Genomic DNA, 15921 nt, shown 5'->3' with positions numbered 1-15921 from the left:
GAGCGATGACTACGGTAAGTGCATTTGTTCTGATCGTTGAACGACCTGAGAGCTCCCCTTCGAGTGGTCTTGCGTCGAGCGCTCCGTCTTTCATTTTTATCTGACTGACCATTCAGAACGGTAGTCGCATGAATTTGCACGTGTCAATGAAAGGTGTGATCAAATCAACCATTCTGGTAAATACAGTTAGTTTTGACGGTGGGTTTGGGGAATATCGCCTGATTCCTAGCGCTTCAGTCGCCGACCGATTGGCCGCTAGAATCACCTGTTCTGAATAGGCGTTCAGTCAGAATAGGTTGACTGAGCCGAAAAATTGAGAGACATCTAGACCCAACTGAAGGGCAGCGAGTCTCGTCAAAAAGCTCTTGGCACACCAGGCCAATTTCACTCGCTCCTTCAAGCCAGACCGATCGAAAACCAAACCAAAACGGACTCTGTAAATGCGTGATCATACACGAAACATCGAAATCCCCGCGGATTGGGATCGACGCGGATTGCCGGGCTGGTGCTATCACAGCCCGGCCCTTTTGGATCTAGAGCAGAGCGAGTTGTTCAAGACACATTGGCAAATCGCATGCCATGTCTCGGACGTACCCGAGGTTGGCAGCTTTTTGTGCTTCGACATGTGTGGTGAGCGTGCAATCATTCTTCGAGACAACACATCCGAAGTGCGCGCATACCTCAACATTTGTCGCCATCGCGGCTCGCGCCTTGTCGCAAAGGAACAGGGAAAATGCACTAACGCTCTGGTCTGTCCGTTTCATGGCTGGGTCTACAACCTTGATGGCACTCTTCGAGGTGCAGCACGCCCAGAGTCTTTCCCGCAACTGGACAAGCACGAGTTCGGCCTGAAATCCCTTGAAATGGAGGTCTGGCACGGGTTCGTCTTTGTTCGTTTCAAGCCAGGCCTTCAACCGTCAGTCGCAGAGCTGTTGGCCCCAATGGAGCAAGAGCTATCCGCCTACAGGATGGCCGAACACGTACCAACGGACGGCATTTGGACCGAAGAAACGCCCGTGAACTGGAAATCTATCAGAGATGTGGACAACGAAGGATACCATGTTCCACTGGCGCACCCCGCACTTCAGGACCTTTATGGCTCTACCTACGCCGATGAACCCTATGTTGACGGCGTTTCGCGCTCAGACGGGCGCTTTACCCCCACCAAGGGCCGAAGATGGGCTGTTCGCAACTACAAAAAATTCACCAAACCCCAACCGCATTTACCCGAGCACCTGCACAAAACCTGGCTGTACTATGGGATTTTCCCGAACGCTGTGATTGCCGTAACGCCAGAGACGTCGTTGTTTTATCAGGAATTTCCAGTTTCTACCGGCAAGTCTATCCTACGCAGCGCGACGTATCGCAATCCCGTAGAAGATCGCCAACAAAGAGCAGCGCGATACCTCGCTTCACGCATTGACCGGGAAACCGTGGAAGAGGATATCCAACTGACAATCTGGTCAAATGAATCCATGCAATCAGAGGCGTTCGAGGGGTTCTACCTTTCCGATCTGGAATATGGCGTGCGCTCTCATCACGATCACCTGCGGCGGATCCTACCGATATACAATGTTGAAACCGCACCGGATGAGGATGGGCTGGCCGCACTGAACGCTTCCATGACGGATGCGCCTGATACGTGACCAAAGCCTCGATGCAAAACTCGGAACAGGAACACCAAAGAAAACTCCTATTGGCGAAAGACGGCGAACCCGGGTCCGGGTCAACGCGCTATGCTGCTGCAATGTTCTTCTATCAGGCCAACATGATGTCGGCCGAACTGCTGGAGATCTATCGCAGATGCAGCAAGTTCGACGCCGAAGATCCAATTGACGTTGCCAAATATGAAGGCATCGATGTTTCAGAGTTTGCACTTGGCTTTATCTGACGCGCAAACAATCGACCCGGATCAAACCGCCGCAACAAAGCCAACACAATCAAGAACACCGGAGAGCCATCGGATGACCACGGACTATGACGTTATCGTCGTCGGCGCAGGCGCAGCAGGTCTGGCAGCCACGCAAACGCTTGTATCCGCCGGGCTTTCGGTCATCTGCATCGAAGCATCGGACCGCATTGGTGGTCGTACTCATACAGACACCAACATCTTTGGCGTCCCCTTTGACATGGGCGCGCACTGGCTGCACGCAGAACACGCCAATGCCCTCAAAGCGCCCGGAATTGCCCTTGGTCTTGATCTGTACCCTGCCCCCGACAACGGCATGACATACGGGCTGGATGATGACGCCGTTCTCTGGGACGAGGTGGATGAAATCCAAGCTTCAGTCACAAAACAGGCTCAAGTCGATCGTGAAACCGAGAAGAACTCCGGCACTCCTACGGACCGATCTCTGGCAGACATCTTTGTAAACAAGGGCCCATGGTCCTTCACCGCCGCAATGACCTTTGCGCTGTCGCTTGCGCGAGATCTGCCTGATACGTCTTTGCGTGACATGGCTGCGTGGGAAGGCGGGGATGACTGGTTTTGCCGCGAGGGGTTCGGCCATCTGGTCGCCCGAACCGCCACAGGATTGCCCATAAAGCTCTCCACCCCCGTAACAGACATCGAAGCCAAGGCAGACGGCATTCAGGTCACGACCACCGCAGGAAAAACCTATGCTCAGGCGGTGATCGTAACCGCCTCAGTTGGCGTCCTGGCCGAAGATGTGATCCGCTTTGATCCCCCGCTCGACGCCGAGCGGCGCTCTGCGTTCGAACTGATCACTATGGGGGACTACAACCACGCGGGCCTGCTTTTCCAGCCTGGAACACTGCCGGTGCCCTCGGACACCTGGCTGACCTATCACCTTGAACCCGACGGACATGGCGTGGCGCGCGGAGGTGGCTTTCTGTGCAACGTCTCGGGAACTGGTTTGACCAGCTTTGAAAGCTCGGGCAGTTTTTCCCGAGATCTGCAGGAGTTGGGCGCAGACAGTGCAATAGAACACGCGCTCGAAACACTGACCGGCTTCTTCGGCACTTCCGTCAAACGGAACTTCATCAAAGGACACGCGACGGCTTGGCGTAAAGAACCATACGTGCGCGGCTCATATGCGGGCGCCAATCCGGGGGGCTACTCGGCGCGTACGGCGCTGCGCCGCCCACATACCGAGCGGGTGTTTTTTGCAGGCGAAGCATCCCACGAAAGCCAACAATGCTCCGTAAGCGGAGCTCATCTTGAAGGCATCCGCGCTGCAAGCGATGTGCTTGCAGCACACTTCCAATTCCCGGGGATCAGGATTCATAACAAGTAGAAGACGGGTGCCGCGAAAACGGTTTCTGGGAGAAAGGCCAATGGGCAAAGATCATAGCGGGATGTTACGCGCGAACATGATCTCGATCCGGTCGTTTCGCTGACTGCTGCGTCCGTCGCACTTGAACGGTGTCGTTCAGGTTGACGGATAACTCAGCTTCCAAACGGCACAAAATCCAGGCCTATGTCCAGGCACGACGCGCTGTGTGTGATCCAGCCAGACGAGATTAGATCGACACCAGCTTCGGCGACCGCTCGAACACTGCTTGGTGTAATGCCACCCGAAGCCTCGGCGATGGCGCGCCCGTCAATCATTGCAACGGCCTCACGCAGAGTTGCCGGGCTCATATTGTCCAGCAGAACCGCATCCGCGCCAATCTCGAGCACCTCGGCCAGCTGCTCCAACGTATCGACCTCAATCTCGATCTTGACCATGTGACCGACGTTTGCCCTGGCGCTTGTCAAAGCCGGGGTCACGCCACCCGCAATGGCGATATGATTGTCCTTGATCAGCACTGCATCCGCCAACGAGTAGCGATGGTTGACACCGCCCCCCGCGCGAACCGCATATTTTTCTAGCGCGCGCAGGCCCGGGGTTGTTTTGCGAGTACAGGCAATCGCCGCCCTTGTGCCATCAATGGCCCGCACCAGTCCAGCGGTGGCCGTTGCGATACCGGACAAGTGACCGAGAAAGTTCAGGGCCGTCCGTTCGGCCACCATCAGACTGCGCGACGGTCCGTGAAACGTGGCAACACGCGCGCCGGGGGTGACGGCATTCCCATCCTCAACATGGCGGGTCATGGTAATGGCGGGGTCCACCAAAGCGCAGGCCAACTCGGCGCAATCCAGCCCGGCAATGATTCCGGGCTGACGTGCACTGGCCACAACCTGGGCGGTGTGACCGGGCGGGATGACAGCGTTCGAGGTGATGTCGCCAACCTCGCCCAGGTCTTCGGCAAGGGTGCGGCGAACTGCGGGTTCGATGATCGTTTTTGGCAGTGGGGTAAGGGGCATAAGGTGCATTGGTCAGGCTTGTCTCTTCAACTGGGGGTGCGCGTTTGCGCTTTGGGCATGGGCCAGAATTTCGGTCAGAGTCATCGTGTTCGACCGGGGATTAGGCGCGGGATCCGGGTGGTCGCTTCGATAGTGACCGCCACGGGATTCGCGGCGCAGGTCGGCAAAGACCGCGACAGACAGGGCCACCAGAGCGGGGTCGGCGGCGGCATCACCCGTTTGGACATAAGGTTCAAGCCAAGACATGGCCCGGCCCAAACCCGCGCCGTCACGGGTCACGCCCAGTTCTTGTGAAATAACGGGATGGAGTGTTGAGGGGTTCGCCTTTTGCAACACAGGTGGGTCTGTTTCCACAAGAGGAGTGAAACCCTCTTGCCTGGCGACATCACGAGCTGCGCGGCGTCCCATCACCACGGCCTCGAGCAGTGAATTACTGGCCAGCCGATTGCCACCATGCAGGCCGGTGGCCGCACATTCCCCAATGGCCCAAAGGCCGGGCACAGTGCTGCGCCCCTGTCTGTCCACAGCGACCCCGCCCATGTGATAATGCGCGACTGGACGCACCGGGATCGGGTCCACCGCCGGGTCGATGCCATCTGATTGGCACAAGGCATGGATGCCTGGAAACCGCGTCTTGAACCGCGCACCCAAGGGTTTACGGGCGTCCAGGTATGCACGCCCGCCGTCAGTAATCACCTCATGCACCGCCCGCGCGACCACATCTCGCGGGGCCAGTTCGGCACCTGGCGTCTGCAACATGAAGCGGCGGCCACTCTGGTCGATCAATATCGCGCCCTCGCCCCTGACCGCTTCGCTGATCAACGCCAGAGGCGCGCGCGTGGTGGCAAGAGCGGTGGGATGGAACTGCATGAATTCCATGTCCCGCACAGCTGCACCGGCAACAAGCGCCATGGCCAGCCCGGCGCCAAAATTGCCCGATGGGTTGGTGCTGGCATCAAACAAACCGGCACAGCCCCCGGTTGCCAAAATGACCAGCCCCGTGCGCAGAATCGCGGCACCATCATCGTCTTGCAGATGCACCCCAACGATACGGCCGTTGCGCACCATCAGGCGGCGTGCATCAGCTCCAGTCAGACAGGTGACAGACGAACAGTTCTGCACCGCCCGAACCAGGGTCGAGGTTATCCCGGCCCCTGTGCCGTCACCATCGATGTGCAAAATGCGGCGGCGCGAATGAGCCGCCTCACGTCCGAAATCAAATGCACCGCTTGGGGTTCGATCAAAGGCAACGCCATGGTGCTCAAGGGTCGCGATCGCCTCGCTCGTTTCCGACAAGATCTCGGCAGCTATGGCGTCGTCGCACAGCCCATCACCCGCCGCCAGCGTATCCGCCAGATGCAGGGCCACATCATCATCCGCACCCAATGCCGCCGCTATGCCCCCCTGCGCCCAGGCGCTCGAGCTTTCCTGCCCCAACCCTGAGCGGGTGATCAGCACAACCGGACGCGGCGCCAACTCCAGCGCTGCCATCAACCCGGCGATGCCGCTGCCGATGATGGCAACCTGGCCGTGAAGCCCGTCGAGTCTGGTCATTTTACGGCCAACATCCGTTCCACAGACCGGCGCGCGTCATCAGCAATGGCCGGGTCTACGGTGACTTCATGATGACCCAGCTCCAACGCCTCGCGGATGTTGCGCAGGCTGATGCGTTTCATATGCGGGCAAAGGTTGCAGGGGCGGACGAATTCCACTTCGGGGTGGTTCAGAGCCACATTGTCGCTCATCGAGCATTCGGTCAGCAGACACACCCGCGCTGGTTTCCGATCGCCCACAAAGTCCGACATCACGGCCGTCGAGCCCGAAAAATCGGCCTCGGCCACAACTTCGGGTGGGCATTCGGGGTGCGCCAACACGGTTACCCCCGGCCAGGCCTCGCGCATGGCGCGCACGTCTTCTGGCGTGAACAGCTCGTGCACTTCGCAATGCCCATGCCATGCGATCAGTTCCACATCCGTTTCCTTGGCAACATTGCGGGCCAGGTATTCGTCCGGGATCATCAGAACCTTGGGCACGCCCAAAGACTCGACCACTTTGACAGCATTCCCCGAAGTACAGCAGATGTCGGACGCTGCCTTCACCGCAGCTGATGTGTTGACGTAGGTGATCACTGGCACGTCGGGATGGGCCTCACGCAGCAGAGCTATGTCATCGGGTGTGATAGAATCCGCAAGCGAGCACCCTGCCCCCAAATCCGGGATCAACACCGTTTTTCCCGGGTTCAACAGCTTTGCCGTTTCAGCCATGAAATGCACACCAGCCAACACGATGACATCGGCGTCGACCTCGACTGCCTCACGGGCCAACGCCAGACTGTCGCCCACGATGTCCGCGACACCATGAAAAATCTCTGGCGTCTGGTAATTGTGCGCAAGTATGACCGCGTTCTTCTCACGCTTGAGCTTCAAGATGGCCTCTACATCCTCTTCGTACTGCATCCATTCGGGCGCAGGAATGATTTGGCTGACCCGGTCATACAGGTCGGGAAGACGAAGATCTTTCATGGCTTCTCCAGTTTATACTCGGAATGAGTACATCGGAGATGTTAGTTATTCTCGATTCGAGATTATGTCAAGCGCAGGCGATCCGAAATCGAAGTTTTGAACTAAGAGCGGGAAAGCGGCAGCCGAGCACCCGACAGCATTCGAGCTTCGAGAATTGCGGTGCGGAACCGAAACAAGCGAGCCGGGCGACCGCCTGTTCCACTCGACATTTCGCCCGTATCCTCAATCAGGTTTTGCTGGTCGATCTGACGGCGGAAGTTGGGCTTGTGCAAACGTAATCCTGACAACGCCTCAACCGTGCGCTGCAATTGCAGCAACGTAAAGCTCTCGGGCATGAGTTCGAACACAACCGGCGAGTACTTTATCTTGGCGCGCAGGCGGGAAATGCCGGTGGCCAGAATACGGCGGTTGTCGCCCTGCATCGGGCGACCGAACTGTGGCGCGTCAACCAAGCCCGCCTCATACATCAGCTCATACCGTTGCAGAACCAGTTCTTCGTTCCAAGCCTTGTCCCCTACCCCGAACAAGTAATCAACCCGCTGGTGCCGCACCGGATCATCTTGGGCCCAAACCCCCAGTCGATCCGTGATTTCGACCAATTCATCGGGCACGCGATCGCGGTGGTCTTCCCAAGGGAAAAAACTGTACCAACTGTACCACGCAGGGCGTCCGATCCCGGCTGCATCCTGTTCCCGCACAAGACCAAGATAGCTGATCGAGATCCGACCGGCCTCTTCGGTCAATTCCCCTGACCTTGGATCTCGATCCTTGTCGGCAAAGGTATAAAGCTGCTCAAGGTACCCCACAGGATGACCTGTCTGACGTTCGATCCAAGCCCGCAGGCTCTGTTGCAAACTGCGGTGCGATGTTTCAAAGGGGCCGGATGGCAAAGCTTCGCCGCCACGCAAAGTCATGACGCGAGGCTGATCGTCAGTCACAGCAGCAAGAACGGCGATCAATTCCGCAGGGGCTAATCCAGTAGGCACGTAAACTCCTGTATCGTGAACGGTCCGTGCTCTGTGATCTGGATGTCTGCGATACAGCCCGCCGTACTCCGGCGCGCAACGACCGGCAAAACAACTCTACTACATTGCCACAGAAGGAACAATCTGCGCTGACTGTGGAGACTTTTGGCACTTGGCTACATCAATTCATCAGAATTTTCGCGCGGATAGCTCAGCCCGGCACCCGACGTTGAACACGTCGGCATCCCAAGCAGAAGCTAACGCAAGAGTATGCGTGACATGCTTGCGGGGCTAAAGGCGCGTGACGACATTCTTTGACCACTGTCCAGGCTACTGCTTTCAGTCATCACGCTCGCAGCAACTGTCATCTAATGGTACTGAAACCTGCCCCATATGTTTCACGGCCTTGGACCAACAAGATATAACCTGTGCAGTTACAACGGATGAAAATCGGAGGTCACGAACATGCCCAAAGCAAGAGTGAATGTCATTGGCGCTGGCCAAGTTGGCAGGACTTTGATGCACCTTTTGAAAGAGACCTCTGAGTATTCAATCCAAGACGTCTTGAGCTCACAATTTCGAACGGCGCAAGAGGCAACACAATTAGTCGGAGCTGGTCGCGCGGTTCAAGATTACGCGCAACTGAAACCTGCAGATCTGTGGCTGCTGACCGTCCCGGACACGCAGATTTCTTCTGTGGCTCAAAAACTGTCCGAAACCTTCGACGTTGATGCCCTCAGTGAGAATTCACCCGTTGCCGTGCACTGCAGTGGTTTTTTTCCCGCAGACGAAATGGCCCCCCTCAAAAAGCTGCATTGGCACCTGGCAAGTATGCACCCTGTTTTGTCATTTGCAGATCCCGTCGCCGCCCAGCAACAATTCAAAGGGGCTCTATGTGGGCTGGAGGGGGATGAGGATGCAGTCATAACTGTCCGTCCATTGATCGAACGATTGGGGGCCGATTGTTTCCCAATCAACTCGGACACAAAGAGCCTCTATCACGCAGCAGCTGTCTTTTCGAATAATTTCACGGTCGTGCTGCAGGCAATAGCCAACGAGGCCTGGGCCCAAGCTGGTGTACCCGCCGAGATCGCACGCCATCTGAACAAGACGCTGCTGCAAGGAACAGTCGAGAACGTGATCGCCGAAGGCCCGCGCAATTCGCTGACTGGCCCGGCAGCACGGGGTGATACATTTGTCGTAACCAAACAGGGTGAGGATGTTTCAAAATGGCATCCAGCTGCAGGGCAAATTTATTTGGCTATGAGCGAACTGGCGAAGGAACTCAAAGCAAGCGGAACGACGGGTTCATAACCCTGCACTATTTGTCAGCTTGGTCGTCCTCAACAGAACTGTTGACGAAGCCCAGCAAGGGTTCAGCGAGGTCTTGAGCATTTTCTTTTTAGCTTATGATCTTTTGATTTTAGCGATCAAAATTTTATTATTTTGATCGCTACTTCGTGTTTGCCGATACGGCTCTTAATCCTTGTCTTCAAGAATACGCCGAATTTCTCGCAAAATGATCTCTCCTGTTGTTGGATCTACCTTGCGGCCAAACAATTCGATCCGGAAACCATTCGCTGAAAGCTCGCCACGCAGCTCGGCGCCATCTTCCACCTGAACCAGGGGCAACCGCACATTGCTGCTTGGACGACCACCTTTGCTGGGGTCCTTTTCCGCCCTGCCCCGGTTCGCCAGAACCTTGCTCAAAACGGTCCATTCTTCTGCGGACGATGTACAATCAGAACTGTCCAATGCCACTCTTAGATCCGCTTGTGCGCCCTCTCGCAAAGCAGCGGCCAGTTGTAACCCCGCCTTTTCGGTGAGCGTTGAGGGATAGCGCAGCAGATCACCCAAGCATTCATGCACCAGTGCAAAACTGCGAACCTTTGAACGTTTGGCTTTTGAAACAGACGCAAACAATACATCCACCGCATCCGACACCGTCGAAAATACACCCTGCCCTGTCGACAGAACCGCGATCCGTCCCCGTTCGTACGGCGTCAGGTTCGCGCGCACCTCGTTCTCTTCAACCATGGACACATAGGCGTCCTGCCCCGCATCTGCGTCGCGTACATAAGCCGGAATCATCCCGAATTTGGGATCTTCGGTCGCAAGTACCTGAAACGCCTTGAGGCGACGATACCCCGAGATCAAACCAAACCCGTCAGGAAGTGCGGCAACCTCGATTGGGCTCCGCAGTCCCGACGATCGGATCGAGGTCAAAAGCTCTTCCATTGCTTCCGGGTCTTCGTTCAGACGATCCCGGCGGATAAAGTCTGCTTCGATCAGATCCAGTGCAATAGGTTGCGCCACAAGCCCTGCAGATTTGGCTTGCCGGAACTGCTGTGCATCTGCTGCGTCTCGCGCCTGCTCCGCTCGATCCGTGACCGAAGTCATGCCGGCAAGCGCCGCAGCCTCTCCTGCGACCTGGGCAATTGGCGGCGTCAACGAAAGTGCGTCCACCGGTTTCGCCGCGAAACCTTCGTCCAACTCTCGCAGGGTGTCAGCGTCTGGGGCCGTCAAACGTCTACGTTTTGCCATCAGTCATTGCCCTCCAGGTTCACGTCTCTCCACCAACACCCAATCAACAGTTCTTTGAATTCGGCGTAAGTCCGATCAAATGTCTCGCGTCCTCGGACATAGGTTTCGCGATTGAACTCACGATAGTCCGCTTCATAAATCCCGTTGACCTGCTCACCTGCCTGACCAACCAATGCGGTATAGTCTTGGCGGTAAGCATTCATGAAATCTCCGAAATAGGCTTGGATCACGTTTGCCATGTCCGTCTGTTGTGAGGCGTCAAACCTGGTGACAATGGCACGCACCACATCCCACTCAAATTTCATCTCTGGCAAACTGGCTGCACGTCTGGACGCGTTTTCACCATCTTCGATGGATGCAAATGTCGAATAGAGCATGTCAAAAAAACGCCCCGTTGAATCGAACTCCAGGAACGAAGCGCCAAGTGGAACCAACAAGATATCAGCAGCGGCCAACGCGTTGATCGTCAGATAGCCAAGGGCAGGGGGCGTATCCAGAAAGATGATGTCATAGTCATCCAACACTCCCTCATCCTCAAGAAAGTTGGTCAGTCCATCCCACAAAGGCCAGGACCGCAACCCCATTCGCCAGACCGGTATCTGAAACTCGGCCCAGTACAAATTCAACTGAGCCCCGATCAGATCAATGTTTGGCCAATGGGTTTTCTGAATAACGTTTCGCGACGAAACCTGCAGGGCTTCCTGCAAAGTTTCGTCCAACGGAATCTCGGCCTGACCTCCAGCGCGTCGGACTTCGTTCTCTGCTGTCACCGATTTGGCAAAATCCTTGGCAATCAACGGAAATACAGTGGACCACTCGTCAGGGACGGAACCGCCAAGAATTGACGTCATCGACCCCTGACTATCCAGGTCAATGACCAACACTTTGTAGCCATCCAAGGCGGCTGACATTGCCAAATGAGCTGCAGTACTGGTCTTACCGACACCGCCCTTGAAGTTCGCAACTGAAACAACCTTGGCCTGGGCCTCCTTCGGGCGATAGGGCAGGTATTCCTTGGTGCTCACACCCTCACTTGCAAAGTGTTGGCGTAGGGTTAAGACCTCTTCAAGAGTGAACCATTTTGACCCTCCATCACCTTCGCCCTGAGGCAACTCGGGGTTAGCCTTTAGAACCCGACGAAGATGAGCTGGGGCGACTGGAATAAGGTATTTTGTAATTTCCCAGGTCGAGAACTTGCGCAGTCGCTTTTGACCATCTGGTGCATACCCTCGGCGAGCCAAATCTTCGCGGCCTTTGGCACAGAAAGCTGCGGCTTTGGCGAATCTTGTTGTATCTATAGGATCAGGAAGACGGGCTGCAGCAGCTTCGGGGTTGAGGTTCAAATATGGGGGCACTGTTTGTGTTGGTTGTTTGCTCAATTTCATTGCCTCACGGTATGTTCGCCTTTTCGGCGTATGTAGAGGACAATAGCGAACATCATGTAGTTAGACTACCCAGAATTGGTTCTGCATGAGCTGAATTAATGATCTTAGCTGGGTTTCGTGACGAAACCCCCAAAATTATCAAGTTATCCACACAACAAACTGTTTAATTTCTTTTAGTACTTTAGAATCTTTCGAACGGGAAAATTTCGTTATTTCAACATAGTACAACGACCCAGGTACCAATAAACAGGCTGACGGGTACCTTTCTTCGGTTCAATAGGTACCCATCTACAGGCGGAAGGGTACCGGAATGCGTGAGCTGAGGTACCGATTCTCGGTATCATCAAAAACCGCTAAATAGAGCCTGTTTTGGTCCAATTCTTTGTTTTTTAGCGAGTTGCGAGAGGGTTCATTGGCGGAAATTCACCACGTCTTCACGGCATCCAACCCGGATGGTACCCGGATACGGGACGACTGTTAAGAACCCATGGATACTTGATCTAAGGTACCTTTTGTGCGACGACTCATCCAGAGCAGAAAGAAAAAAATGACCAGCGCACAGATAGATATGGATCAGTTAACCGGCGCATTGCGCCGCGAAACTGTCAAAAAGAATGTGGCAGCCATACACATCAGCGGCAAGCTCAGCTTGTTACAGAGAAAGCTGTCCAACGTTCTATTGCTAAATGCTTATGACGCGTTGACCACGGCCCAAACCCACACCATTGATGCGCGCACCTTGGCGACCATGGTCGGTTACAATTCCAACGACATGGACACGCTGAGGGCAAGCCTTCGAGCTTTGGCCGAGACAGTCGCGGAATGGGACATGTTGGACGAGGAAGGTCGACAGGAATGGGGTGTCTCTTCGCTGCTATCTTTTGCCAAACTCAAGAGTGGTGTTTGTGAATACGCTTACTCTCCCGCCTTGGCACAAAAGCTGCACGACCCCAAAATCTATGCGTTGATCAATGTCCACATTCAAAGGAATTTTACCTCAGGCCACGGTCTAGCCTTGTATGAAAACTGCTATCGGTTCGTGCGCACCGGATCGACGGGGTGGTGGTCGCTTGAGATCTTTCGCAAGTTGATGGGGGTGGATGGATCGAACTACTACGAGAGCTTCAAACATCTTAACGCCAAGATCATCAAACCGGCGGTGGCGGAAGTGAACCGGAACTCAGACATAGAAATCACGCCCGAGTTCAAGAAGAAGGGCAGGGCAGTTGCGGACATTCGGTTCCTGATCAAGGAGAACCCTCAGCTAGCCATGTTTCAAATCGGTGATGATGAGGGGATACGTAACCTTGATGTTTACAAAAAGCTGATCGACCAAGGTGTGTCAGATCGTTTGGCGCGTCAGTGGATTTCCGAACATGGCGAAGACTACGTTGCGCAGAAACTGGACTATGTTCGGCGCCAGCCGGACGTCAAGTCAGCTGCGGGATACCTCAATGCTGCATTAAAGGACGACTTTTCGATGAAAGAGGTCAAAGTCAAACCTCCGAGTCCAGAAGCAATGCAACGCGCCCAAGAACGTCTTGATCAAGAACGCAAGGCAGATGCGGAGTTGGACATGCGGCTGGCCGAACGCGCAAGAAGAGCCCGCAAGTTTGAAATCGTTTCCAACTTGGTTTCGCGACGAAACCCCACGCAGCGAGATGCGGACAAACGGTTGTTCTTGGCTGGTCTGGAAGATGATCTTGAGCGGATGGAGTTCCGCACCCATGGATGGCAATCAGCGTTGAACGCCAATGCCATCTTTGCGTTCTGGGCGGAAATGAACCCTGGCGCTTTTGACGAACTCGAAGACAGCTAGCAGCCTATGTTCGACGTAAGAACATCTACGACCTGCCTAGGCTCTAATAGATTAGATGATAGGGGCACGCCCTTTGAAATCTTCCGTTTTCTCGCAGCTCTTTAAGGAAAGAGAGAGCAAAAGCCCAAGCTCGGAGAAAATGAGAATAATCTCGGTAAATCGCAAAAAAACCGTGAATCCCACTCGCTGAACTGTACTTGACCAACAGTTATGTCACCTTGCCACGGCAAGTGGGAGGTCAGTAGATGAACATCACCTGGGATGAGCCGAAGACGGTGGTATCCGGTCACAAACCGGCACATTTCGTCGAGCCCTATGAAGACTGGGAACAGGCAACGCGATCACCGAAACTTGCTGATGATGCACAGATCTGGAAGCCGGTATTTGTTGATCTGTGCAGGGGTGAGCAGGGCGATTTCACGTCTTCGATCAAATCGCTGGTAAAGTTCATGATCAAGACAGATCAGGGGAGATCAATCCAGCATGATGCCGATTTCCTACCTGTCGTTGTGAACATCATTGTTGGTGAAATGGTTGGCGAGAACGTTGAACGTTTCACGCGGTTCTTCCTCTACCGCCCCGAGGCAAAAGCCTATGACGCGGTGCCTGAATGTGAAACCCTGCAGATCGGCGTCGGGTTTCCGCTTTCCAAATCCATTGCTGCTACAAAACTGTGCGCATTGGACAGGGTTTTTCGGGCCGCAAAGAGCTACGCACGCAATTCGATGACCGGAACAATGCCTCCGGAGGTTTGGCATCACTTTGTATTCGACCGCCCTTTGGGTGAAAAGATCGTGTCGGGTTTCATCGGCAAACAGGACACAGTCGGGAACAACCATGTCTTTCGTCAGGGTGACGATCACACGGCACACCTTTCGTCCAGGTTTGCACGTTGTTGGACGCAAGCAAAAGTGGCCTCCCGCAATGGATCTGAATTGGAATTTGGTCGCAGCCTGAACAGTACAGACGTCAGCGCAGACTATAATGACGTCGTTTACGATGGCACCGTGGATGAGATCCAGTTGTACCGTTGTTTGAGGTCGAACGGGCGCCGGATTTTTCAGGCAGACAGCAAACCGAATGCCGTTACGACCGCGCGTGCTGTGCAGGTCAACGACTACAATGTAACTCAGTTGGATGGTCTCATTGACCATCTACCCAGCGAACGGGCTGATGTCGCAGAGCCAGCCATGCTTGTGCAGTTGCCGCCATTGACCAAAGCCGAAACTTGGGGTGGGCGGGTGGAGTTCTTCATTCTCAGCGGCTTGATCCGGGCGTTTCAATGGTCTGACAACTGGAGGGGTTTAGATGGGAAAGTAACTCGTGTCCCGGTTGTTGTTTGCATCAATCACGAGGTTTTTGCCGACGCGCCAAACGGTGTCGGTTTTCTGCGGTCTGAGATTGAACGCCTGGCCCGTCAACGAAGCGCTGAAGGCGTGGCGACTGCCGTTGTCCTGCCTGACAGCAACAAGTCGCGACAGCACAGCCAGGTCTTGATGAGGTTACCCCGGGGCGAACAAGATCACATCGACTGGAAGATAGCATCAGATGATCAGTCCATTTCTTTTGTCGAAGTTTGGCTGGACCAGTTGAACCGAGCCACATTGACCCTGAAGGGGCCTGTCGGGGATGCGGTTGAATTGAAACTGAGCCGCAGTGAATTCCTTGATGAAAAAGGTGACGTTGTCCTTCCGTCCTACACCAGGGATGCAAAGCGTCGGATCACCGGGCGATGGGACTTTCTGGTTGCGCGCGCCTATGTGCGTCGGTTTGAAAACACGTCCAGGACTCGCATAGTTCTGGCATTCGCTCCGGGTCTGAACAAGAAGAACCGTGGGCAGTCAGTGCAAAACGGAGACTACAGTTTACACCTGACGAACGCGGCTGGCGCGACCCTGTGTGCATCGATCAACGTCCAAAGAGATGACGAGCCGCTTGCATTCCCGCGGGATGTTCAAGGGGCTCGCCAGAGCACACATCAGGATGAAGCGACTTACGTGGAAACCGACGTTCGAGCACGGCCATTGTGGACAGTTGGCCCGGTGACCCGCCTGGGTACGTTGTCCCTTCGAGCGGGCGGCAATTCGACAGACGTCCATTTGGCGGATTGCTCTGATGTTCTCGACACGAGTTCGACGTCCTTGTCGAATGCCACGTTGCAGGCGCCTGAAGAGGGTCAGACAGCTGATGTGTCAACGGTGGCCGAAGAGAAAAGTGCGACGGATGCGCAGTCAGGAATATACGCTCTACCGCTAAAGGCCGGGGGTGGTCACAAAACGCGATGATGCTTTTGTGGTTCAATTCCTGTCGCACAAAGTGACGATTTCCAGATTGGAGACCAAAGAAATGAGCGAGGACCTGACGGGAATCTGGTCAGGCCCTCGCTTTTGCCCGAGTTGGGGACCCGGGACTTGAA

12 protein-coding genes are annotated in these 15921 nt (G+C 55.1%); 6 read left to right on the top strand and 6 right to left on the bottom strand.

Annotation, left to right across the window (positions count from 1 at the left end; translation table 11 throughout):
- Positions 1-440: 440 nt before the first annotated feature.
- From TRM7615_RS20545 to TRM7615_RS20535, 3 genes are all read left to right on the top strand, one after another.
- Positions 441-1646: an aromatic ring-hydroxylating oxygenase subunit alpha gene (locus TRM7615_RS20545; RefSeq protein WP_108791223.1), complete on the top strand. Its 1206-nt coding sequence runs from the start codon at positions 441-443 to the stop codon at positions 1644-1646.
- The gene (locus TRM7615_RS20540; RefSeq protein WP_235824157.1) at positions 1643-1891 is read left to right on the top strand and encodes a hypothetical protein; all 249 of its coding nucleotides are present in this window, start codon (positions 1643-1645) and stop codon (positions 1889-1891) included. Before TRM7615_RS20545 ends, TRM7615_RS20540 begins: the two co-directional genes overlap by 4 nt.
- Before the next feature lie 73 nt (positions 1892-1964).
- On the top strand, positions 1965-3257 hold the full coding sequence (locus TRM7615_RS20535; protein ID WP_165821490.1) for a flavin monoamine oxidase family protein: 1293 nt from the start codon (positions 1965-1967) through the stop codon (positions 3255-3257).
- Between the two features lie 152 nt (positions 3258-3409).
- Here TRM7615_RS20535 and nadC read toward each other — a convergent pair whose 3' ends face one another.
- The 4 genes from nadC to TRM7615_RS20515 form a co-directional block, all read right to left on the bottom strand.
- Positions 3410-4279, bottom strand: a complete 870-nt coding sequence (gene nadC / locus TRM7615_RS20530; protein WP_306417736.1) for a carboxylating nicotinate-nucleotide diphosphorylase — start codon at positions 4277-4279, stop codon at positions 3410-3412.
- 3 nt (positions 4280-4282) lie between these two features.
- The gene (locus TRM7615_RS20525; protein ID WP_108791217.1) at positions 4283-5824 is read right to left on the bottom strand and encodes an L-aspartate oxidase; all 1542 of its coding nucleotides are present in this window, start codon (positions 5822-5824) and stop codon (positions 4283-4285) included.
- The gene (nadA, locus tag TRM7615_RS20520) at positions 5821-6792 is read right to left on the bottom strand and encodes a quinolinate synthase NadA (protein ID WP_108791215.1); all 972 of its coding nucleotides are present in this window, start codon (positions 6790-6792) and stop codon (positions 5821-5823) included. The genes TRM7615_RS20525 and nadA overlap by 4 nt, the downstream gene beginning before the upstream one ends.
- Before the next feature lie 101 nt (positions 6793-6893).
- A complete protein-coding gene (locus TRM7615_RS20515) occupies positions 6894-7778 on the bottom strand; it encodes an NUDIX hydrolase (protein WP_108791213.1) in 885 nt (294 codons plus the stop codon).
- A gap of 444 nt (positions 7779-8222) precedes the next feature.
- On the opposite strand from TRM7615_RS20515, the gene TRM7615_RS20510 reads away from it, so the two are divergent.
- Positions 8223-9071, top strand: a complete 849-nt coding sequence (locus TRM7615_RS20510; protein ID WP_108791211.1) for a Rossmann-like and DUF2520 domain-containing protein — start codon at positions 8223-8225, stop codon at positions 9069-9071.
- 165 nt (positions 9072-9236) lie between these two features.
- On the opposite strand, the gene TRM7615_RS20505 is transcribed toward TRM7615_RS20510, so the two are convergent.
- Together TRM7615_RS20505 and TRM7615_RS20500 are read right to left on the bottom strand one after the other, a co-directional pair.
- Positions 9237-10301, bottom strand: coding sequence for a ParB/RepB/Spo0J family partition protein (locus TRM7615_RS20505; protein ID WP_108791209.1), 1065 nt, complete (start codon positions 10299-10301; stop codon positions 9237-9239).
- Positions 10301-11686: an AAA family ATPase gene (locus tag TRM7615_RS20500; RefSeq protein ID WP_165821489.1), complete on the bottom strand. Its 1386-nt coding sequence runs from the start codon at positions 11684-11686 to the stop codon at positions 10301-10303. The genes TRM7615_RS20505 and TRM7615_RS20500 overlap by 1 nt, the downstream gene beginning before the upstream one ends.
- Before the next feature lie 547 nt (positions 11687-12233).
- Between TRM7615_RS20500 and TRM7615_RS20495 the strand changes: the two genes are divergently transcribed.
- Entirely contained in the window at positions 12234-13505 is a 1272-nt protein-coding gene (locus TRM7615_RS20495; RefSeq protein ID WP_108791207.1) for a replication initiation protein, read from the top strand.
- A 245-nt stretch (positions 13506-13750) separates the two neighbouring features.
- A complete protein-coding gene (locus TRM7615_RS20490) occupies positions 13751-15790 on the top strand; it encodes a hypothetical protein (RefSeq protein ID WP_108791205.1) in 2040 nt (679 codons plus the stop codon).
- Positions 15791-15921 lie beyond the last annotated feature (131 nt).

This window comes from Falsiruegeria mediterranea M17, from assembly GCF_900302455.1.
In the GTDB taxonomy this organism is placed as follows: Bacteria; Pseudomonadota; Alphaproteobacteria; order Rhodobacterales; family Rhodobacteraceae; genus Falsiruegeria; species Falsiruegeria mediterranea.
This window is presented reverse-complemented; position numbering and strand designations above follow the sequence as displayed.